Annotated in this window: 9 protein-coding genes; 3 read left to right on the top strand and 6 right to left on the bottom strand. The window is 48.0% G+C overall.

Annotation, left to right across the window (positions count from 1 at the left end; translation table 11 throughout):
* Window positions 1-109: 109 nt before the first annotated feature.
* The 5 genes from glgB to MJ595_RS08480 form a co-directional block, all read right to left on the bottom strand.
* Window positions 110-2,323 (bottom strand): 1,4-alpha-glucan branching protein GlgB, encoded by a 2,214-nt coding sequence (gene glgB, locus MJ595_RS08500; RefSeq protein ID WP_263082027.1) that lies wholly within the window; start codon window positions 2,321-2,323, stop codon window positions 110-112.
* 160 nt (window positions 2,324-2,483) lie between these two features.
* Window positions 2,484-3,932, bottom strand: coding sequence for a glycogen synthase GlgA (glgA, locus tag MJ595_RS08495; protein ID WP_263082026.1), 1,449 nt, complete (start codon window positions 3,930-3,932; stop codon window positions 2,484-2,486).
* Complete coding sequence (gene glgC / locus MJ595_RS08490) at window positions 3,922-5,145, bottom strand: glucose-1-phosphate adenylyltransferase (protein WP_263082025.1); 1,224 nt, start codon at window positions 5,143-5,145, stop codon at window positions 3,922-3,924. Before glgC ends, glgA begins: the two co-directional genes overlap by 11 nt.
* Window positions 5,146-5,337: 192 nt before the next feature.
* Window positions 5,338-6,981, bottom strand: a complete 1,644-nt coding sequence (gene pgm, locus MJ595_RS08485) for a phosphoglucomutase (alpha-D-glucose-1,6-bisphosphate-dependent) (protein WP_263082024.1) — start codon at window positions 6,979-6,981, stop codon at window positions 5,338-5,340.
* Window positions 6,982-7,292: 311 nt separating this feature from the next.
* Complete coding sequence (locus MJ595_RS08480; protein WP_263082023.1) at window positions 7,293-7,586, bottom strand: hypothetical protein; 294 nt, start codon at window positions 7,584-7,586, stop codon at window positions 7,293-7,295.
* Window positions 7,587-8,040: 454 nt separating this feature from the next.
* Between MJ595_RS08480 and MJ595_RS08475 the strand changes: the two genes are divergently transcribed.
* Window positions 8,041-9,123: a Fic family protein gene (locus tag MJ595_RS08475; RefSeq protein ID WP_263082022.1), complete on the top strand. Its 1,083-nt coding sequence runs from the start codon at window positions 8,041-8,043 to the stop codon at window positions 9,121-9,123.
* A 276-nt stretch (window positions 9,124-9,399) separates the two neighbouring features.
* Here MJ595_RS08475 and MJ595_RS08470 read toward each other — a convergent pair whose 3' ends face one another.
* A complete protein-coding gene (locus MJ595_RS08470) occupies window positions 9,400-11,856 on the bottom strand; it encodes a glycogen/starch/alpha-glucan phosphorylase (protein WP_263082021.1) in 2,457 nt (818 codons plus the stop codon).
* 240 nt (window positions 11,857-12,096) lie between these two features.
* On the opposite strand from MJ595_RS08470, the gene MJ595_RS08465 reads away from it, so the two are divergent.
* Both MJ595_RS08465 and MJ595_RS08460 read left to right on the top strand, forming a co-directional pair.
* Window positions 12,097-13,077 (top strand): LacI family transcriptional regulator, encoded by a 981-nt coding sequence (locus tag MJ595_RS08465; RefSeq protein WP_263082020.1) that lies wholly within the window; start codon window positions 12,097-12,099, stop codon window positions 13,075-13,077.
* A 103-nt stretch (window positions 13,078-13,180) separates the two neighbouring features.
* Window positions 13,181-15,985 carry a S8 family serine peptidase gene (locus tag MJ595_RS08460; RefSeq protein ID WP_263082017.1) on the top strand — a complete coding sequence of 935 codons (2,805 nt, stop codon included), beginning with the start codon at window positions 13,181-13,183 and terminating at the stop codon, window positions 15,983-15,985.
* Window positions 15,986-16,035: the final 50 nt, after the last annotated feature.

Raw genomic sequence — 16,035 nt, 5'->3', positions numbered from 1 at the left:
CCGGACCTGGCATGGTATTACGCCGCATAAGGCGCTCTTTGATGTCACATCCCTGTGTCCATCAGTATGCCTTTTAGCAATCCAGCCCCAGGCTGTTTTTCAATCTTTTTTATTTTTTATATTGCTGATAAGGCATCAGAATCACCGTTGCCAGCGGCGGCAAGGTCAAGCTCAGGCTCTGCTCCTGACCATGCATGCTAACAGGCTGTGTCATCAGGCTCTTGCCTGTTGTCACGCCACTTCCACTGAATTCAGTCCAATCAGTGTTCAAAACTTCTTGATAACCACCGGAGTCAGGCACTCCGATACAATAATCAGTACGAACGACGGGTGTCAAATTACTGATTACAACCACAGACTGCCCCTTTTTGTCCACTCGGGCATAGGCCAAGACACTTTGGGCACTGTCATTATCAACCAGCCAGTAAAAACCTTCCGGATTAACATCCTGTTCATGCAGGGCAGGTAAATCCCGATAAACCTTATTCAGTTTTTTAACCAGGGACTGAACACCGGCATGACGGCCTTCATGCTGTTCCAGCAATGGCCAGTCCAGCACGCCATTATGATTCCACTCATGCCAGGTTCCTAATTCTCCCCCCATGAACAGCAGTTTTTTTCCGGGATGGGTATACATAAAGGCCAGATAAGCCCGGAGGTTGGCAAATTTTTGCCAGTCATCCCCAGGCATTCGGGTCAGTAATGTCCCCTTGCCATAGACAACTTCATCATGGGAAAGAGAAAGAATGAAGTTTTCACTCCATGCATAAACCGTACTAAAGGTCATTTGACCATGGTGGTGTTGCCGGTGCTCCGGTGCCTTTTTCATAAAGCCCAGACTATCGTGCATCCAACCCATATTCCATTTATAGCCAAAGCCCAAGCCATTCTCATAAAGCGGGCGGGAAACGCCAGGCCAGCTGGTTGACTCTTCGGCAATGGTCATAACATCCGGATGACAGCGGTAAACCGTTTCATTGAACCGTTTTAACAGAGCTATGGCTTCCAGGTTTTCATGCCCCCCATGAATATTAGGCTCCCATTCCCCATAGTTACGGGAGTAATCCAGATAGAGCATGGAAGCCACAGCATCAACACGCAAACCATCAATATGGTATTCATCCAGCCAGTACAGGGCATTACTGATCAGAAAATCCTGGACCCAGGGTTTGCCAAAGTCATAAATGCAGGTTTTCCAGTCAGGATGCCAGCCTCTGCGTGGATCAGGATGCTCATAAAGCGCCGTACCATCAAAATTAGCAAGACCGTGGTCGTCATTGGGGAAGTGGGCAGGCACCCAGTCCAGGATAACGCCAATCCCTGCCTGGTGGCAGTGATCCACAAAATACTTAAAGTCATCGGGACTGCCATAACGACTGGTAGGCGCAAACATCCCCACGGGCTGATAGCCCCAGGAATCATAAAGGGGGTGTTCAGAAATGGGCATCAACTCGATATGAGTAAAGCCCATTTTTCTGACATAAGGCACCAGCTCCTTAGCCAATTCCCGGTAATTAAGAAACTCACCCTCTTCTTTTCGTTTCCAGGAACCGGCATGGACTTCGTAAACCGAAATAGGCTTATCATAGCCCTGAACATCCTTTCGTTTTTCCAGCCAGCCAGTATCTTTCCACTGATAACGATCCCTGTCATAGACAATGGAAGCCAGGCCGGGCCATTGTTCAGCGTATTCACCAAAAGGGTCAGCCTTCAGGGGCAGCTGATTACCCTGCTGATCATGGATCTCGTATTTATAAAGCTCTCCGGGCTTCAGCCCCGGAACAAAAAGACGCCAGATTCCGTCATCAGCACTGGCCATGGGATGAATACGACCATCCCAGTTATTAAAGCTGCCAGTCACACTGACGGAACGGGCATGAGGTGCATATACCCGGAACAGCACACCTGTTGCAGTTCGACGGGTATTGAAGTGATGGGTGTTCTTATGGGCACCTAAATGACGGTGCAAATTATCATAATCAATATCGTCCTGTTTCAGGACGTACTGACCAAACTGATAGGGATCCAGAATCCGGTAGCTATGGCCATCTTCTGTACAAATATCCAGCTGATAATTAAACAGCTTTCGTCGTCTGGTTAGATGAAACTCAAAGAGACCCGGGATTCTGGACGCCATTTCCCCCAAAAGCTTGCCAGAAGGATATTCCCTTAACTTTACTGATCGGGCATCAGGTCGCCAAACACGTGCCACCAACCCTTTTCCTGAAGGGTTTTGGTGCAGGCCCAGGAAATCAAAAGGACAGGCACACAATACCTGCTCCAGCTCATTAATTGAGGAATGTGGCGTTACAGCAATATTCATAATCAGGCTATTGGTAGTCACAGCACTGCAAAACTTTCGTATCCACCTCTGCACCTAACTCCCGGCATATGCCGGGAATGCATACGGGTGTTTCAGCTTACTCGAGAGCCGTATGGATAGCTTCCCGGTACTGGTTAACTCCCAACGTTAAGGCTCCTTTTTAGTTGATTGAGTGGTAGATGTCACAGTAAGCAGCGGCAGACTCTTCCCAGGTGAAGGTCTGGCTCATGGCATTTTGCTGCAACTGTCTAAATATCCGGGCATCCCCATAAACCCTGAGAGCTCGATAGAGACAGGCTATTAAATCAGGCGCACAGGGTTGTTCAAAAACAAACCCCGTTCCTTGCTCGCCTTTGTCACCATAAGCCTCCACCGTGTCTTTCAGGCCGCCAACAGCCCTGACAATAGGCAAGGTGCCATATTTCAGGCTATACATCTGGTTTAGACCGCAGGGTTCAAAGAGCGATGGCATCAGGAAAAAGTCACTGCCCGCCTCTATCCAGTGCGCTAAGCCATTATCAAAACCATTGATAAAACGACATTTGTCCGGATACCGCTCAGCGAACCATTGCAATTCTTCCGCAATCGCCCTGTCTCCTGACCCCAGTAAAACCAGCTGTATATTTTCACGAAGAATACGCTGCAAGGCAGGCATTAAAAAACTAAAGCCTTTTTGATCCGCCAACCGGCTAACCAGGCCAAAAACAGGCTTGCCATCATCCACGGGTAAATTCAGTCGATCCTGCAATGCGCTTTTACAGACGGCTTTCCCTTGCATAACCTCTTTGGAAAAGGTTGCCGGAATTAATTCATCAGTGGCAGGGTCCCAGTGCCGGTAGTCACAACCATTAAGAATACCGTAAAGATCCCGGTGCCGACGCCGGAAACTATCAACCAAACCATGACCGCCTTCTTCGGTTAACAGTTCCTCAGCATAGGTTGGACTGACCGTTGTTACTCTATCCGCAAAAGCGATACCGCCCTTGAGCAAATTAATTTGCCCACAGTCTTCAAAACAGGCCGCATTAAAATAGCGCCAGGCGATGCCCAGCTCATCCATTAAATGGCTGCCGGTATGCTGTTGGTAGGCCGCATTATGAATGGTCAGTACCGTGCCGGTGTTGTTGAAAAAGGGTGTTTTGCACTCATCCACTTTCAAATAATAGGGCAATAATGCTGTTTGCCAGTCATGGCAATGAATCACATCAGGCGAGAAATCAATCAGCTGACAGGCTGCCAGCACTGCCTTACTGAAGAAAGCAAAACGCTGGCTATTATCGCCATAACCCTGGCCGTGCTCACCATAAAGCCCGGCCCGGTGAAAATAATCATTGTGCTCAATCAAATAAACGACAATTCCATCAAAACAGGCTTGCCTCAGGGCAAAGCCTATCCGCTGATGGTAATTAATTGCCACTTCACCACAGGCAATAACCTTAGAGTCGAGGCTTGTGAATGTTGACCGGTAAGCCGGCATTATCACACGCACATCATGCCCCTGCTTAATCATGGCAGGCGCCAGGGCGCCAACCGCATCGGCCAGCCCCCCGGTTTTAACAATACCTGCCAGTTCAGAGACGGCAAAAAGAATCTTCAGTTCAGAAGCCAACCTTCATTCCTCTTGGTACTACAACCAATCCCGAATCAGTCACAGTAAATCGTTTGCGGTCTTGTTCCAGGTTCACACCTACTTTAGCGCCTGGTGCAATTTCAACCCGTTTATCAACGATTGCCCTGTGAATCACGGCACCCTCACCAATTTTTACATTGGGCAAAATAACAGAGTCAGAGATGCTGGCCTTATTCCCCATAGCCACGTTGTATCCAACCACAGAGTTATCCATAAAGACATCATTGAAAATACAACCCGTACCCACCATGGAATTGTTGATCTGGCCTGCACGTATCTCCCGGTCATAGGCAATCAGTGCAGGTGGATAAGGCGGTATATAGGTGTTAATAGGCCACTGCTGGTTATGCAAATTAATCGGAGGTTTTTCAGACAGAAAATCCATATTAGACTGCCAGTAGGAGTCAATGGTGCCAACATCTCTCCAGTAACCATCATTGTGATCGCCGGGAATCACATTAGTGGTAAAGTCATAGACCATCACCTTCGCCCTTGGATAAAGGGACGGAATAATATCCTTACCAAAATCATGAGACGACCCCGCATCCTCACTATTGGCTTTAAGCTCTCGAACCAGACACTCTTTGTTAAAGACATAGTTCCCCATAGAAGCCAGCACATAATTGGGATTGCCTGGCATGGTTTTGGGATTGGATGTAGGTTTTTCCTCAAAACCAATCATACGTCCATTGTCATCAACTTCGATAACACCAAACTGGTGGGCCTGATCAACAGGTACCGGAATGGCAGCAACGGTCAGATCGGCATTATTCTGCTCGTGGTAGGTGACCATCTGCCGGACATCCATGGTGTAAATATGATCACCGCCAAATACACAGACCATATCCGGATTATGGGACTCAATATGGTGGATATTCTGATAAATAGCATCCGCTGTCCCCTGGTACCAATCCCCTCCCGTCCACATTTGTGCAGGCAGGGTATCAATAAACTTGTCAGACAGTCCCGCAATTCGCCAGCAGCGCTGAAGATGCTTGCTTAAAGAGTGTGATTTAAACTGTGTAACCAGATAAATTTTGTGAAGGTCGGAGTTCACAAAATTACTCAATACAAAATCAATAATCCGGTACTGGCCCCCAAAGGGTACAGCGGGTTTCGCTCGCTGCTCTGTCAGCGGTGCCAACCGTGTTCCTGCGCCCCCAGCCAGTATCATGGATAATACTGATGACATGTTAATACTCCCGATTTTTTAATTTTCGTTTAATTATTTAACTTTTTATAACAGCGCACCCGTACGGATATTTATGTTTTAGGTAGGGTGCTGTACTAGAGTACATTTGCCCAAAAATTGGACAAAGTCCCCCCATTTCAGGCTGTAATAACTGTTGTTTAAATCAATGAATACAGCCTGAACGGATACTTATTATTTTGAAGCAGACTCAAACACCTCAGACACAATCGCTTTCGCTTCAGCCTGAATTTTCTGAAGGTGTTGCTCTCCCTCAAAGCTTTCTGTGTAAATCTTATAAACAGACTCGGTACCGGAAGGACGAGCCGCAAACCAGCCGTTATCGGTGACAACCTTCAGGCCACCAATAGCTGCATTATTTCCTGGCGCATGAGTCAGTTTTTCTTTGATAGGATCGCCAGCCAGCTTATCTGCCTTAACCTGATCAGGACTTAATGCCGCCAATATTTTTTTCTGCTGGTCATTGGCAGGGGCCTCAATACGTTGATAGACAGGAGCCCCATAACGTTCAGTCAGTGACTGATAATGTTCACCCGGGTCTTTGCCCGTCACCGCGGTAATTTCTGCCGCAAGCAATGCCAGAATGAAGCCGTCTTTATCAGTACACCAGGTTTTACCATCCCTGCGCAGGAAGGCTGCCCCGGCACTCTCTTCACCACCAAAGGCCATCTCACCTGTGGCCAGGCCATCCACAAACCATTTGAAGCCCACGGGTACTTCAGCGATCTGTCGTCCAAGTCCTCCCGCTACACGATCAATCATGCCACTGGATACCAGGGTTTTGCCGATCCGAGCCTGTGTCGGCCAACCCTTACGGTGGCGATAGAGGTAATCAATGGCAACCGCCAGATAATGATTAGGGTTCAGCAGCCCAAACTGTCGGGTAACAATGCCATGACGATCAAAGTCAGGGTCATTACCAAAGGCAATATCAAACTGATCCTTGAGCTTGATTAAGCCAGCCATGGCACAGGCGGAAGAGCAGTCCATACGGATCTTGCCATCCTTATCCACATGCATAAAAGAAAACGTTGGATCAATTTTCCGGCTAACCATTTCCAGGTTTAAGCCGTAGTGTTCAGCGATGGGTTCCCAGTAGTGCAGACCGGAACCACCCAGCGGATCCACACCAATTTTCAATCCGGCTTCACGAATAGCCGCCATATCCACCACCTGCTCCAGATCATGAACATAGGGGGTGATATAGTCATATTCCTTAACAGCTCCTGACGCCATGGCCCTGGCAAATGTTGTTCTTTTCACCGCAGCCAGCCGATCAGCAATCAAGTCATTAGCCCGCTGCTCAATCCACCGGGTAACCTCTGTCCCGGCAGGCCCACCATGGGGAGGGTTATATTTAAAACCGCCATCTTCAGGCGGGTTATGGGACGGTGTAATCACCACACCATCCGCTTTGCGGCTATTAGCCCGGTTATAGCTGACAATGGCATGGGAAATTACAGGTGTGGGTGTATAACCTCTGCCTTGCTGAATCACAACGTCCACACCATTGGCGGCAAATACCTCTACAGCACTGATCAAGGCAGGCTCAGACAGCGCATGGGTATCCATACCCACATAAAGGGGACCGGTAATGCCCTGCTTGTGCCGATAGTCGCAAATTGCCTGGCTAATGGCCAGAATATGGGTTTCATTAAATGTTGATCTGAATGAGCTTCCCCGATGCCCTGAAGTACCAAATGCCACCTTATGAGCATCATTTTCCGGCTCAGGACTTACAGTGTAGTAATCGCTGACCAGACGTGGAATATTAACAAGAAGGTCATCGGTCGCAGGCTGACCGGCAAGCGGATGCATAGGTTATCCCCAGAACAAGCACAAAGGTTAACAACAAACGGGAGCGATTATCACAGACACGATCAGAACATGTCAGGAAAGTAATGGACTACACGTCAGTAGATCTATAAAATACCGCCTATTTATAAGCAAATCACCGATTAAAAATACGGATTTATAAAGCAGTGATATGTGTATATACTAGGGCGTTTTACCTGAATCCACCCCTATTTAAGAAATCACTTCTCCGGAATAATAAAATCCTGATAGCCCTCGGGATACCAGATAGTATTGATCAACAGTTTCATATTTTCCCGGCTAAGCAGAAAAAATTATCCTACCCAAAAAATGAAGTATCCAGACATTCTGTGCAGGTTTTTACCCTTGCCAAACTGCTGCTGGATGCCCGCAGGGCCAAGCGGGTACTGTTCCTGTGCGACCGGAAAGCATTGCGCAAACAGGTTCGTAATGCTTACAACGAGTTTATTAATGATCCCATTTATGTGGTAGGCAGAACGGATTAAAAATACCAGGACAACTCCCGCATACTCATTGCCACCTACCCCGGCATGATGAACATTATGGATCAATTCGATGTGCGCTATTTCGATCTGATTGTTGCCCATGAATCCCACCGTTTCATCTACAACGTCTATGGCGATCTATTTAGAAAGTGAAATTTTGACAGATGACTGGCAGGGAAAAACGGTTATGCAAAGACCCGTTCGGGCCAGGGGCATGCCATTCATTTTGACAGGGATATGATTGCCGTCCAGCCCCCCCTTTATACCAACAGGGACAAAATCGTTCCCATGGCAATTAAGGATATTATGGACAGCTTTTCCGTGAGTACGGGCCTGCTCTCGGTATAGCGTTGTCTTGCAGCCGGTACAGGGAAGTCCATGGAGATGATATATACACAAAAGAGGGCAATTTTGTATACTTTGATAAAACATGTATAGAAAACAATGTTTTTTTATACATGTTGATATGAATAGATATAGAAAAACCTCATTTTCTATACATATCGTGCTGACATGTACAGAAAACACCACTAACGCATAGCTATCTGGAGAGCCAGTGACCTATCAGCCAACCCACCTTCCTGTGGATCAGGAGACACAACTGGAAACACAGGCTGTCTTGAAACAGCTGGCCAGGGCCCATCGTCACCTTGCAGAACTGAAAGGCATTGTGCGCTCCATTCCCAATGAAGCCATCCTGGTCAGCACATTGGCTCTGCAAGAGGCAAAAGACAGTTCTGAAGTGGAAAATATCGTCACCACCCATGATGAACTGTTCAGGGATGACAATATTGCAGGCAGCACCTACAGTCTCGGTGCCAAAGAGGTCAAAAGCTACGTTGCAGCCCTTAACCTCGGGTTTAAAACAGTCAAAGCAACAGGGTTGCTCAGGCTTCAGGATATCCTCGATATGCAGCAGGCACTGGAAGAGAACCGGGCAGGTTTCCGCAAGCTGCCCGGTACTGAACTCAAGAATATGCATACTGGCGAAGTGATCTATACCCCGCCACAAACCCCGGAAATAGTTGAGTCACTCATGGCCAACCTGGTGACTTACATTAATGACAGCAATTTGTCCGACAACGACCCCCTGGTAAAAATGGCGGTAATCCACTTCCAGTTTGAGAGTATCCACCCTTTTTATGATGGCAATGGCCGCACCGGGCGAATCATTAATATTCTCTACCTGGTCGCCCAGCAGCTATTGGATATTCCTGTTCTCTATCTGAGCCGCTACATTATTCGAAATAAATCGCAATACTATCAGCGGCTTCAAGCGGTAAGAAATCACCAGGACTGGGAAGGCTGGTTACTCTATATGTTATCCGCGATAGAGGAAACGTCCCGGGAAACCACCCGGCTCATTGAGCAGATTCGTGACCAAATGCAGTCCGTTAAACATCGCATTCGTGATGAGCTGCCAAAAATCTACAGTCAGGACTTACTGAATAACCTGTTCTGCCATCCCTATACCAAAATTGAGTTTATCGAGCGTGACCTAGGGGTTAGCCGACAGACCGCCACCAAATACCTGGACTTATTGTGTAAGAAAGGTTTTCTGAGAAAACAGAAAATGGGTCGCAATAACTACTATATCAATGAACCCCTGGCAACGTTATTCTTCGCACTGGGTCGATAACTCCAGCCTTTTTTATTTTACCTTGAGACAATATACAGCCATGATCACAGGCGAGCTGAAAAGCAAAATCGATAAACTCTGGGAAGAGTTCTTATGCCCCCCTGACAGTGATCGAGCAGATCACTTACCTTATGTACTTCCGTATGCTCGATACCATGGAGAAAGTTTTTTTATTAACCACGGAGGTACAAAGATACAGAGATTTATAATTTAAAGATATAAAAACTCTGCACCTCTGTGTCTCCGTGTTTAAAAAAAGAATCGGATAATTAGATATCAGGCCATATTCCAGATAGTCCGGGCATAATCCATTATGGAGCGGTCTGACGAGAACTTACCCATAGAGGCTGAATTTATAATGGCCATTTTCCACCAGCGGGACGGTTCTTTCCAGGCCTCCACTATTCGCTGGTGAGCTTCACTGTAAGCCGTAAAGTCCGCCAGCGTCAGGAAGTAGTCACCACGATCCAGCAATGCCTCCACCAGTGGCTTAAAGGCGGCATGTTCGTCGGGACACAGGTCATCAGAGGCCAGCCAGTCAATCACTGCCCTTAACTCTTCAGAGCGATGATAGATATCTCTTGGATTATAGCCCCGACGACGCAGTTCACTGACTTCCTCAACGGTGAGCCCAAAGATGAAGATATTCTCGTCACCCACCTCTTCGGCGATTTCCACATTGGCACCATCCAAAGTGCCAATGGTCAAGGCCCCGTTAAGGGCCATCTTCATATTGCCGGTGCCGGATGCCTCAAAACCGGCAGTGGATATCTGTTCAGACACATCGGCAGCCGGGATAATTTTTTCTGCCAGGCTCACCCGGTAGTTGGGTAAAAACACTACCTTTAACTTGCCACGGATACGGCGATCATGATTGACACGCTCCGCCAAACTATTAATGGCATGAATAATGGTCTTGGCTACCTTATAGCCTGGAGCCGCCTTTGCACCAAAAATAAAGACACGTTGAGGAACATCAAGATCAGGGTTCTCAAGCAGTCTTCGATACAGCGCCATGATGTGCAATAAATTCATCTGCTGTCGCTTGTATTCATGCAAGCGCTTTATCTGAACGTCAAAAATGGCATCAGGGCTGACCTCCACTCCGCACAGTTCTTTGATGACTGCGGCTAACTGAACCTTGTTATTCCTCTTAATCGCGGCAAAACGCTTCTGAAAGGCCGGGTCGTCGGCATGGCTGCGCATCTGTTCCAGTCGATGCAGTTCACTACGCCAGTCACCCTCCACGGTTTCATCAATGAGAGATGCCAGTTCCGGATTACAGTACGCCAGCCAGCGCCTTGGTGTAACACCATTGGTGACGTTGACAATTTTATTGGGCCAGAGTTTATGAAACTCGGGGAATAGCTGCTCCTGAACCAATCGGGAATGCAGGGCTGCAACACCGTTCACCTTATGACTACCCACCACAGAGAGATAAGCCATTCGAACCATCTGGTCATCGCCGGGATGTTCCGGCTCCTCAATGATGGAAAGGCGACGCTTAACCTGGTTATCACCAGGCCACTCAGCCTCCACCTCATCATTCAGGAAGTGATAGTTAATCAGATGGATAAGCTGCATATGCCGTGGTAAAACCTGGGCTATTAAGCCCACAGGCCATTTTTCCAGGGCTTCTGGCAGTAGCGTGTGGTTAGTGTAACTAAAGACTTTACGACAGAGTTCCAGTGCCTTGCTGAACACAAAATCTTCTTCATCAATCAGCAGACGCATCAATTCAGGTACAGCGATTGCCGGATGGGTATCGTTTAACTGAATAGCCACTTTTTCGGCGAAGTGTTCCCAACCGTTATTTTCCTTCTTATAGCGGGCAATCAGGTCCGCAAGGGAACAGGCCACAAAAAAGTACTGCTGAATCAGGCGCAGCGCCTTTCCCTGATAGTGGTTATCATTGGGGTAGAGCACCTGGCTGATATTCTCTGCTTCCACCTCACGGGAACGGGAATCCTGGTAACGGCCTGCATCAAAACTGGTCAGGTCAAAGCCACCACGGGCCCTTCCTTCCCAAAGCCTTAAGGTATTAACCGTTCCGGTATTATAGCCAGTGACAGGAACATCCCAAGGAATGCCCTCTATCTCAACAGTATCTTCCCAGACTACTTTACCGGCCTGCTCGCGAACACCACCATAGAGTTTTACGGTTTGCTTGCGCATGGGCCGCTCGATACCTGAAGGACAGCCATCTTCCCGCCAGATATCAGGGCTTTCTACCTGCCTGCCACCCACAAAACTTTGTTTAAATAACCCAAAGCGGTAATTAATACCGTAACCAAAGGCAGGCAGGTTAAGTGTTGTCAGGGAATCCAGGAAACATGCCGCTAAACGACCCAGGCCACCATTACCCAGTCCAGGGTCCGCTTCCTGCTCTAAAACATCGGTGAGGTTTATCCCTTTTCTGGCAAGGGCTTCTTCTGCCTGCCTGTATATCCCAAGATTATGCAAGTTGTTACCCAGTAAACGGCCCACCAGAAATTCAAGGGAAAGGTAGTACACACGCCGGGCTTTGCTTTCCTGCTCCTTCTTTCGCCCTTCCCGGGTTTTTTCCAGGGTAATATCCCGGGTTACGAGACTCAGGGCTTCCCAATACTCAGCCGGGCCCGCTTCATCATAGGCCACGCCAAGAGACTGCTCCAGATGACGGTGGATACCTTCCTCAATCTGATCAGCACTAAACTCTTTTCCTATACTGAAATCAGCCTTGCGTTTAATCATATCGCTAACTCTCTTTTGACCCGCCAGTTGCTGCACTGAGACCGTTATTATTGTAGGCGGCGATATTCCGGTATCAAAGCAGCCTTAATGACTATTATTGTATCTCCTGCCTCATTGTGAATAGACGGATTGCACTGGAAACGATTACACGTTGATACACATCATCTGACGGTTATTTTTAGGTACTTTTGTTCATTGTGGTACTATGGCTGCTTTCATCAGGCAGGTGCTATATATTCAATGGCCAGAGCGGATCAAGGCAGTTCAACTATCTATCAAGTAGCCCATGAAGCAGGGCTTTCCATTGCCACTGTGAGCCGGGTTTTGAATGGCAAAAAAAATGTTTCTGAAACCGCTCGACAAAAAGTACTTACCGCCTGTAAAAAACTCCATTATCGACCCAGCATCAATGCCCGCCAACTCCATGGCGAAAGCCTCTTTGATATCGGTGTTATTCTTGGGACAGATTCAGAAACCTATACCCCTTTTGCCATGAAGGTTTATGAAGCGCTGAAGTTTGCTCTACATAATCAGGGATACCGGGCCAAAAGAATCACCATCGCCTCAGAAAAAAGTCAGCTACCCCCGTGTAAAGGGTATATAGCGGTGGGTCTTCAAAAATCCGACAACCGAATTAAACGACTAGAGTCTAACAACTTACCGCTGGTCACCATAGGTGATCCAAGAAACAATGGTTTTTGGGTGGCATCCAATGATCACCAGGGCGGTTATCGGGCAGCGGAATACTTAATACAGCAAGGTTGCAAACACATACATTATGTATGCCAGCATCTTGATCATGATCTTTCCCGATTAAGACTTAACGGTATGCAATACGCCATTGCCACCCGTGGTCTTCCTGCCCCCGGGATTCATGCGCTGGACAATAAAACCGGCATTCCGGTACTTGATGCTTACCGCCTTGGACTCCGGCTTTTTGATGGCACTATGGCTATTGATGGTATCGTCTCCTTCTCCGATGAAGTGGCCACCGGACTCCACTGCGCAGCCACAGACCTGTCTATCAATGTACCGGGACAGTTAAAAATTACTGGCTATGATGGCGTTGTGGAAAGACAGCATCTTGCCCTGACAACCATCGCCCAAAACCTGCCACAATTAGCCGATAAAGCAGCGAGCCTGATTATCAAAGCCATAAATAAGGAAGCTGTGACAGGTCAGTTAGTTGATATTTCCTTGCGGAAAGGTCAAACAGCATAGGCAAGTATCCGGGTTAAAAACAGGGAATGGTTGAATATTTTATGTATTTGTTTTTTTATAGATAGCGAGAGTTTTAAAAATAAAATGCTGAAAAGGATGTCAGATGATAAAGCACTACTCTGGCTGCAGTCACTTTCTAACCACAAAGGACTGCACATCAACCACTTTAAAAAGTCTATTCACACTGACCCTGTCCACCCATTTCTTTACCCCTGAAGCAACCGCCACCATTCACAAACCAGATATTCCCATCGTACTGCAGCAACCGATAACAACCCATTTTGTAGACAACACAGTAAAGGCACAGCGGTGCCTCACCCCCCCCCTTCCCTCTGGAACCGCTGACTGCTTGGTTGAAAATGAGTCTTTCCACAGGTTCGGCTTCTCTTTTTTATCCGGGGTATTTTCCGGGGCTGGCATCAACCCCTGGGTACTTCTTAGCGGCGCTGGTGCTGGCATTGCTGCCGCGGCAGCAGGAGGAGGCGGTGGTGGTGGCGGTAGTGGCTCGGGCAGTAGCAACGGAGCCGTGTCAGAGTCAAGCCCCATCAATAATGACAATGTACATCCAACAGAAGCGGCTCACTATGAAACGGTTGAATATTCCAAACGCAGCGACCTGAACGTTATCAATGCAAAAGAAGCCTATGCCAATATAGCCAGCCTGATCGGAAGGGATAGCAGTAATGGGAATATTACCAGCAATACTGCTGCTAATGGTGCCACTCAAGGCGGAGAAGGCATCACTATCGCCATACTGGATACCGGTGTGGATAGTAACCATGTGGATCTCAGCGCCAATATAAAAAAAGACTGTCTGACAACTTCCTCATGCCAAACCCACTATGGCTCATCGGACCCGGATGGACATGGCAGTCATGTGGCAGGTATAGCGGCAGGCCGAAAAAATGGCCTTGGTATACATGGTGTTGCCTATAATTCCACCCTGTTACCCGGTTGTGCCTATCTTGGTGGCGGGTGCTCCGACAGCTATGTCAGCGATGCGGGATTAATGCAGTGGGCAGCAAGTAATGGCGCTACAGTAGCGAATATGAGCTATGCCTATACCCAGGGTTACAGAACCAAGGTGGCATCAGACGTCACTGGAGGTATAACTAATTACAATGACCCAAACCTGAAACGCTACCTGTTTGGCAGCTATAATCGTTTATCCGGCAGTGAATACCAGCAGGCAAGGCAGGCACTGGAGAAAGGTCTTGTTACTGTGCTGGCGGCCGGAAACTATAACATCTGGTCTCAGGAAACCAGCCAGCCTTCAGTGATGGCTGTAGCCCCCCTGATTTATGCTAAGGACGATATTGCCAACGATCTTGCATACCAATGGATTGCTGCCGTCAACACCCGGCTTGATGGCAGTCTGTCTTCTTCATCCCATGCCTGCGGTGATGCTGCGGAATTTTGTCTGGCAGCACCAGGCACCAACATCACTTCAACCGTTCCAGGAAATCAATACACCGAGTATTCCGGCACCTCCATGGCAGCCCCTCAAATTACCGGAGCGGTAGCCTTGGTAGCGGGCGCTTTCCCGGGACTGGAGTTACCTTCCAGTCATAAATATGCTTCATTCTGTGATTCTGGAAGCGCCCATTACAATAGCAAACAGTGCCATAGCAAAGCGGTTGTCAACAGACTATTTACGACGGCTACAGATATAGGCGATCCTGGCATAGACGCTGTCTATGGACAAGGGTTACTCAATCTTGAGGGAGCCACCAGTCTGATAGGCGAAGCTCAGCTACAAACCCGTTCAGGTGCCACATATACGCTTTCTACCAGTGACTTCCATGGATCACCGGCTATCAATGGCGATATCACCAGACAGCTTTCAGGTATTAGATTGATTGCTGTGGACTCTTACGACAAAGCAGGCTTCCTTTACAGTGGCAGTGCCCTCAGCAATGACGCCAGTCCACCCCACAAGAGAGTTGATACACTGCAATACCTGAATCGCAGCCTGTATTCTGACTCACTCTCAACCACCACTCTCAGCCCTGGGCTAACACTGGGCTATAGCAGTAATAACCACCATGATGATCTGGCCTCAGGCAGCTATAAGCTTAGCTATACCTTAACACCTTCAGCCCGGCTCAATATAAGTTATGGCCTGAAAGACCATCATAACCTCCCCGTTGCCAGCCAGGCTTTCAGTGGTCCGCTTAGCCAGTTCAGCCACCAGGCTCACGGTGTCAGTTATCAACAGCGGCTTTCTGACAATTACACTCTCACAACCCGTTTTCAGAAGGCTACGGTGTCGGACTATTTTAATGAACAACAGGACAGCCTCCAAACCACCCGTTTTGATGTAACCTTCAGCGGCTCTCTCAGCGACAGGCTTAAAGGAAAACTGTTGTTTGGTAGCCTGCAGGAGGAAGAGTCCCTCCTTGGTTCTTATGGTTCCGGTATATGGAATTCCGATCAGGGCAGTCAGTCATTTATGGTTGGCATTAGCCTGGATTACCGGATCAACAACAACCTGGACGCTCTCTTCAGCTATTATCAAACAAAAACAAAGGCCCGGCAGCAGCAGGGGCTTCTGGACTACTCAGACCACCTTTTGGGAGATAGCTTCAGCGCTGGCTTATTAGCAAAGGTCAATAACAATAATAAGTGGCACTATGGCTTTTTCGTCACCCAACCCCTGCGGGTACATAGTGGCAGTGGTCAACTTGAGCTACCAACAGGTTACCAGGGCAATAACCTTTCCTATAGCACAACTGAAATCCACCTGACACCTGATGGCCGACATATGGAGTATGAATTCGCCCTTGGCTGGGAGTCTGATCCGTTCCCTGTATCCGGAAAGCTAAACCTCATACGGGTTGAGGATTATGGCAACATTAAGGGTAATGATGACACCCTGCTTATTCTGAGTCTCGGAGCAAAATTTTAACGCCTGTTTATCGTAAATTTTACAGCGCCTTTGCCGATTTCAAGTAAAAG

Origin of the sequence: Endozoicomonas sp. Mp262 (assembly GCF_025643335.1) — a bacterium.
Taxonomy (GTDB): Bacteria; Pseudomonadota; Gammaproteobacteria; order Pseudomonadales; family Endozoicomonadaceae; genus Endonucleibacter.
This window is presented reverse-complemented; position numbering and strand designations above follow the sequence as displayed.

Coding starts and splice junctions, on each gene's coding strand:
- glgC (WP_263082025.1), bottom strand. CDS start 5,145: ATGTCATCAGTATTATCCATGATACTGGCTGGGGGCGCAGGAACACGG.
- MJ595_RS08480 (WP_263082023.1), bottom strand. CDS start 7,586: ATGGGCAACAATCAGATCGAAATAGCGCACATCGAATTGATCCATAAT.
- glgB (WP_263082027.1), bottom strand. CDS start 2,323: ATGAATATTGCTGTAACGCCACATTCCTCAATTAATGAGCTGGAGCAG.
- MJ595_RS08460 (WP_263082017.1), top strand. CDS start 13,181: ATGATAAAGCACTACTCTGGCTGCAGTCACTTTCTAACCACAAAGGAC.
- pgm (WP_263082024.1), bottom strand. CDS start 6,981: ATGCATCCGCTTGCCGGTCAGCCTGCGACCGATGACCTTCTTGTTAAT.
- MJ595_RS08465 (WP_263082020.1), top strand. CDS start 12,097: ATGGCCAGAGCGGATCAAGGCAGTTCAACTATCTATCAAGTAGCCCAT.
- MJ595_RS08470 (WP_263082021.1), bottom strand. CDS start 11,856: ATGATTAAACGCAAGGCTGATTTCAGTATAGGAAAAGAGTTTAGTGCT.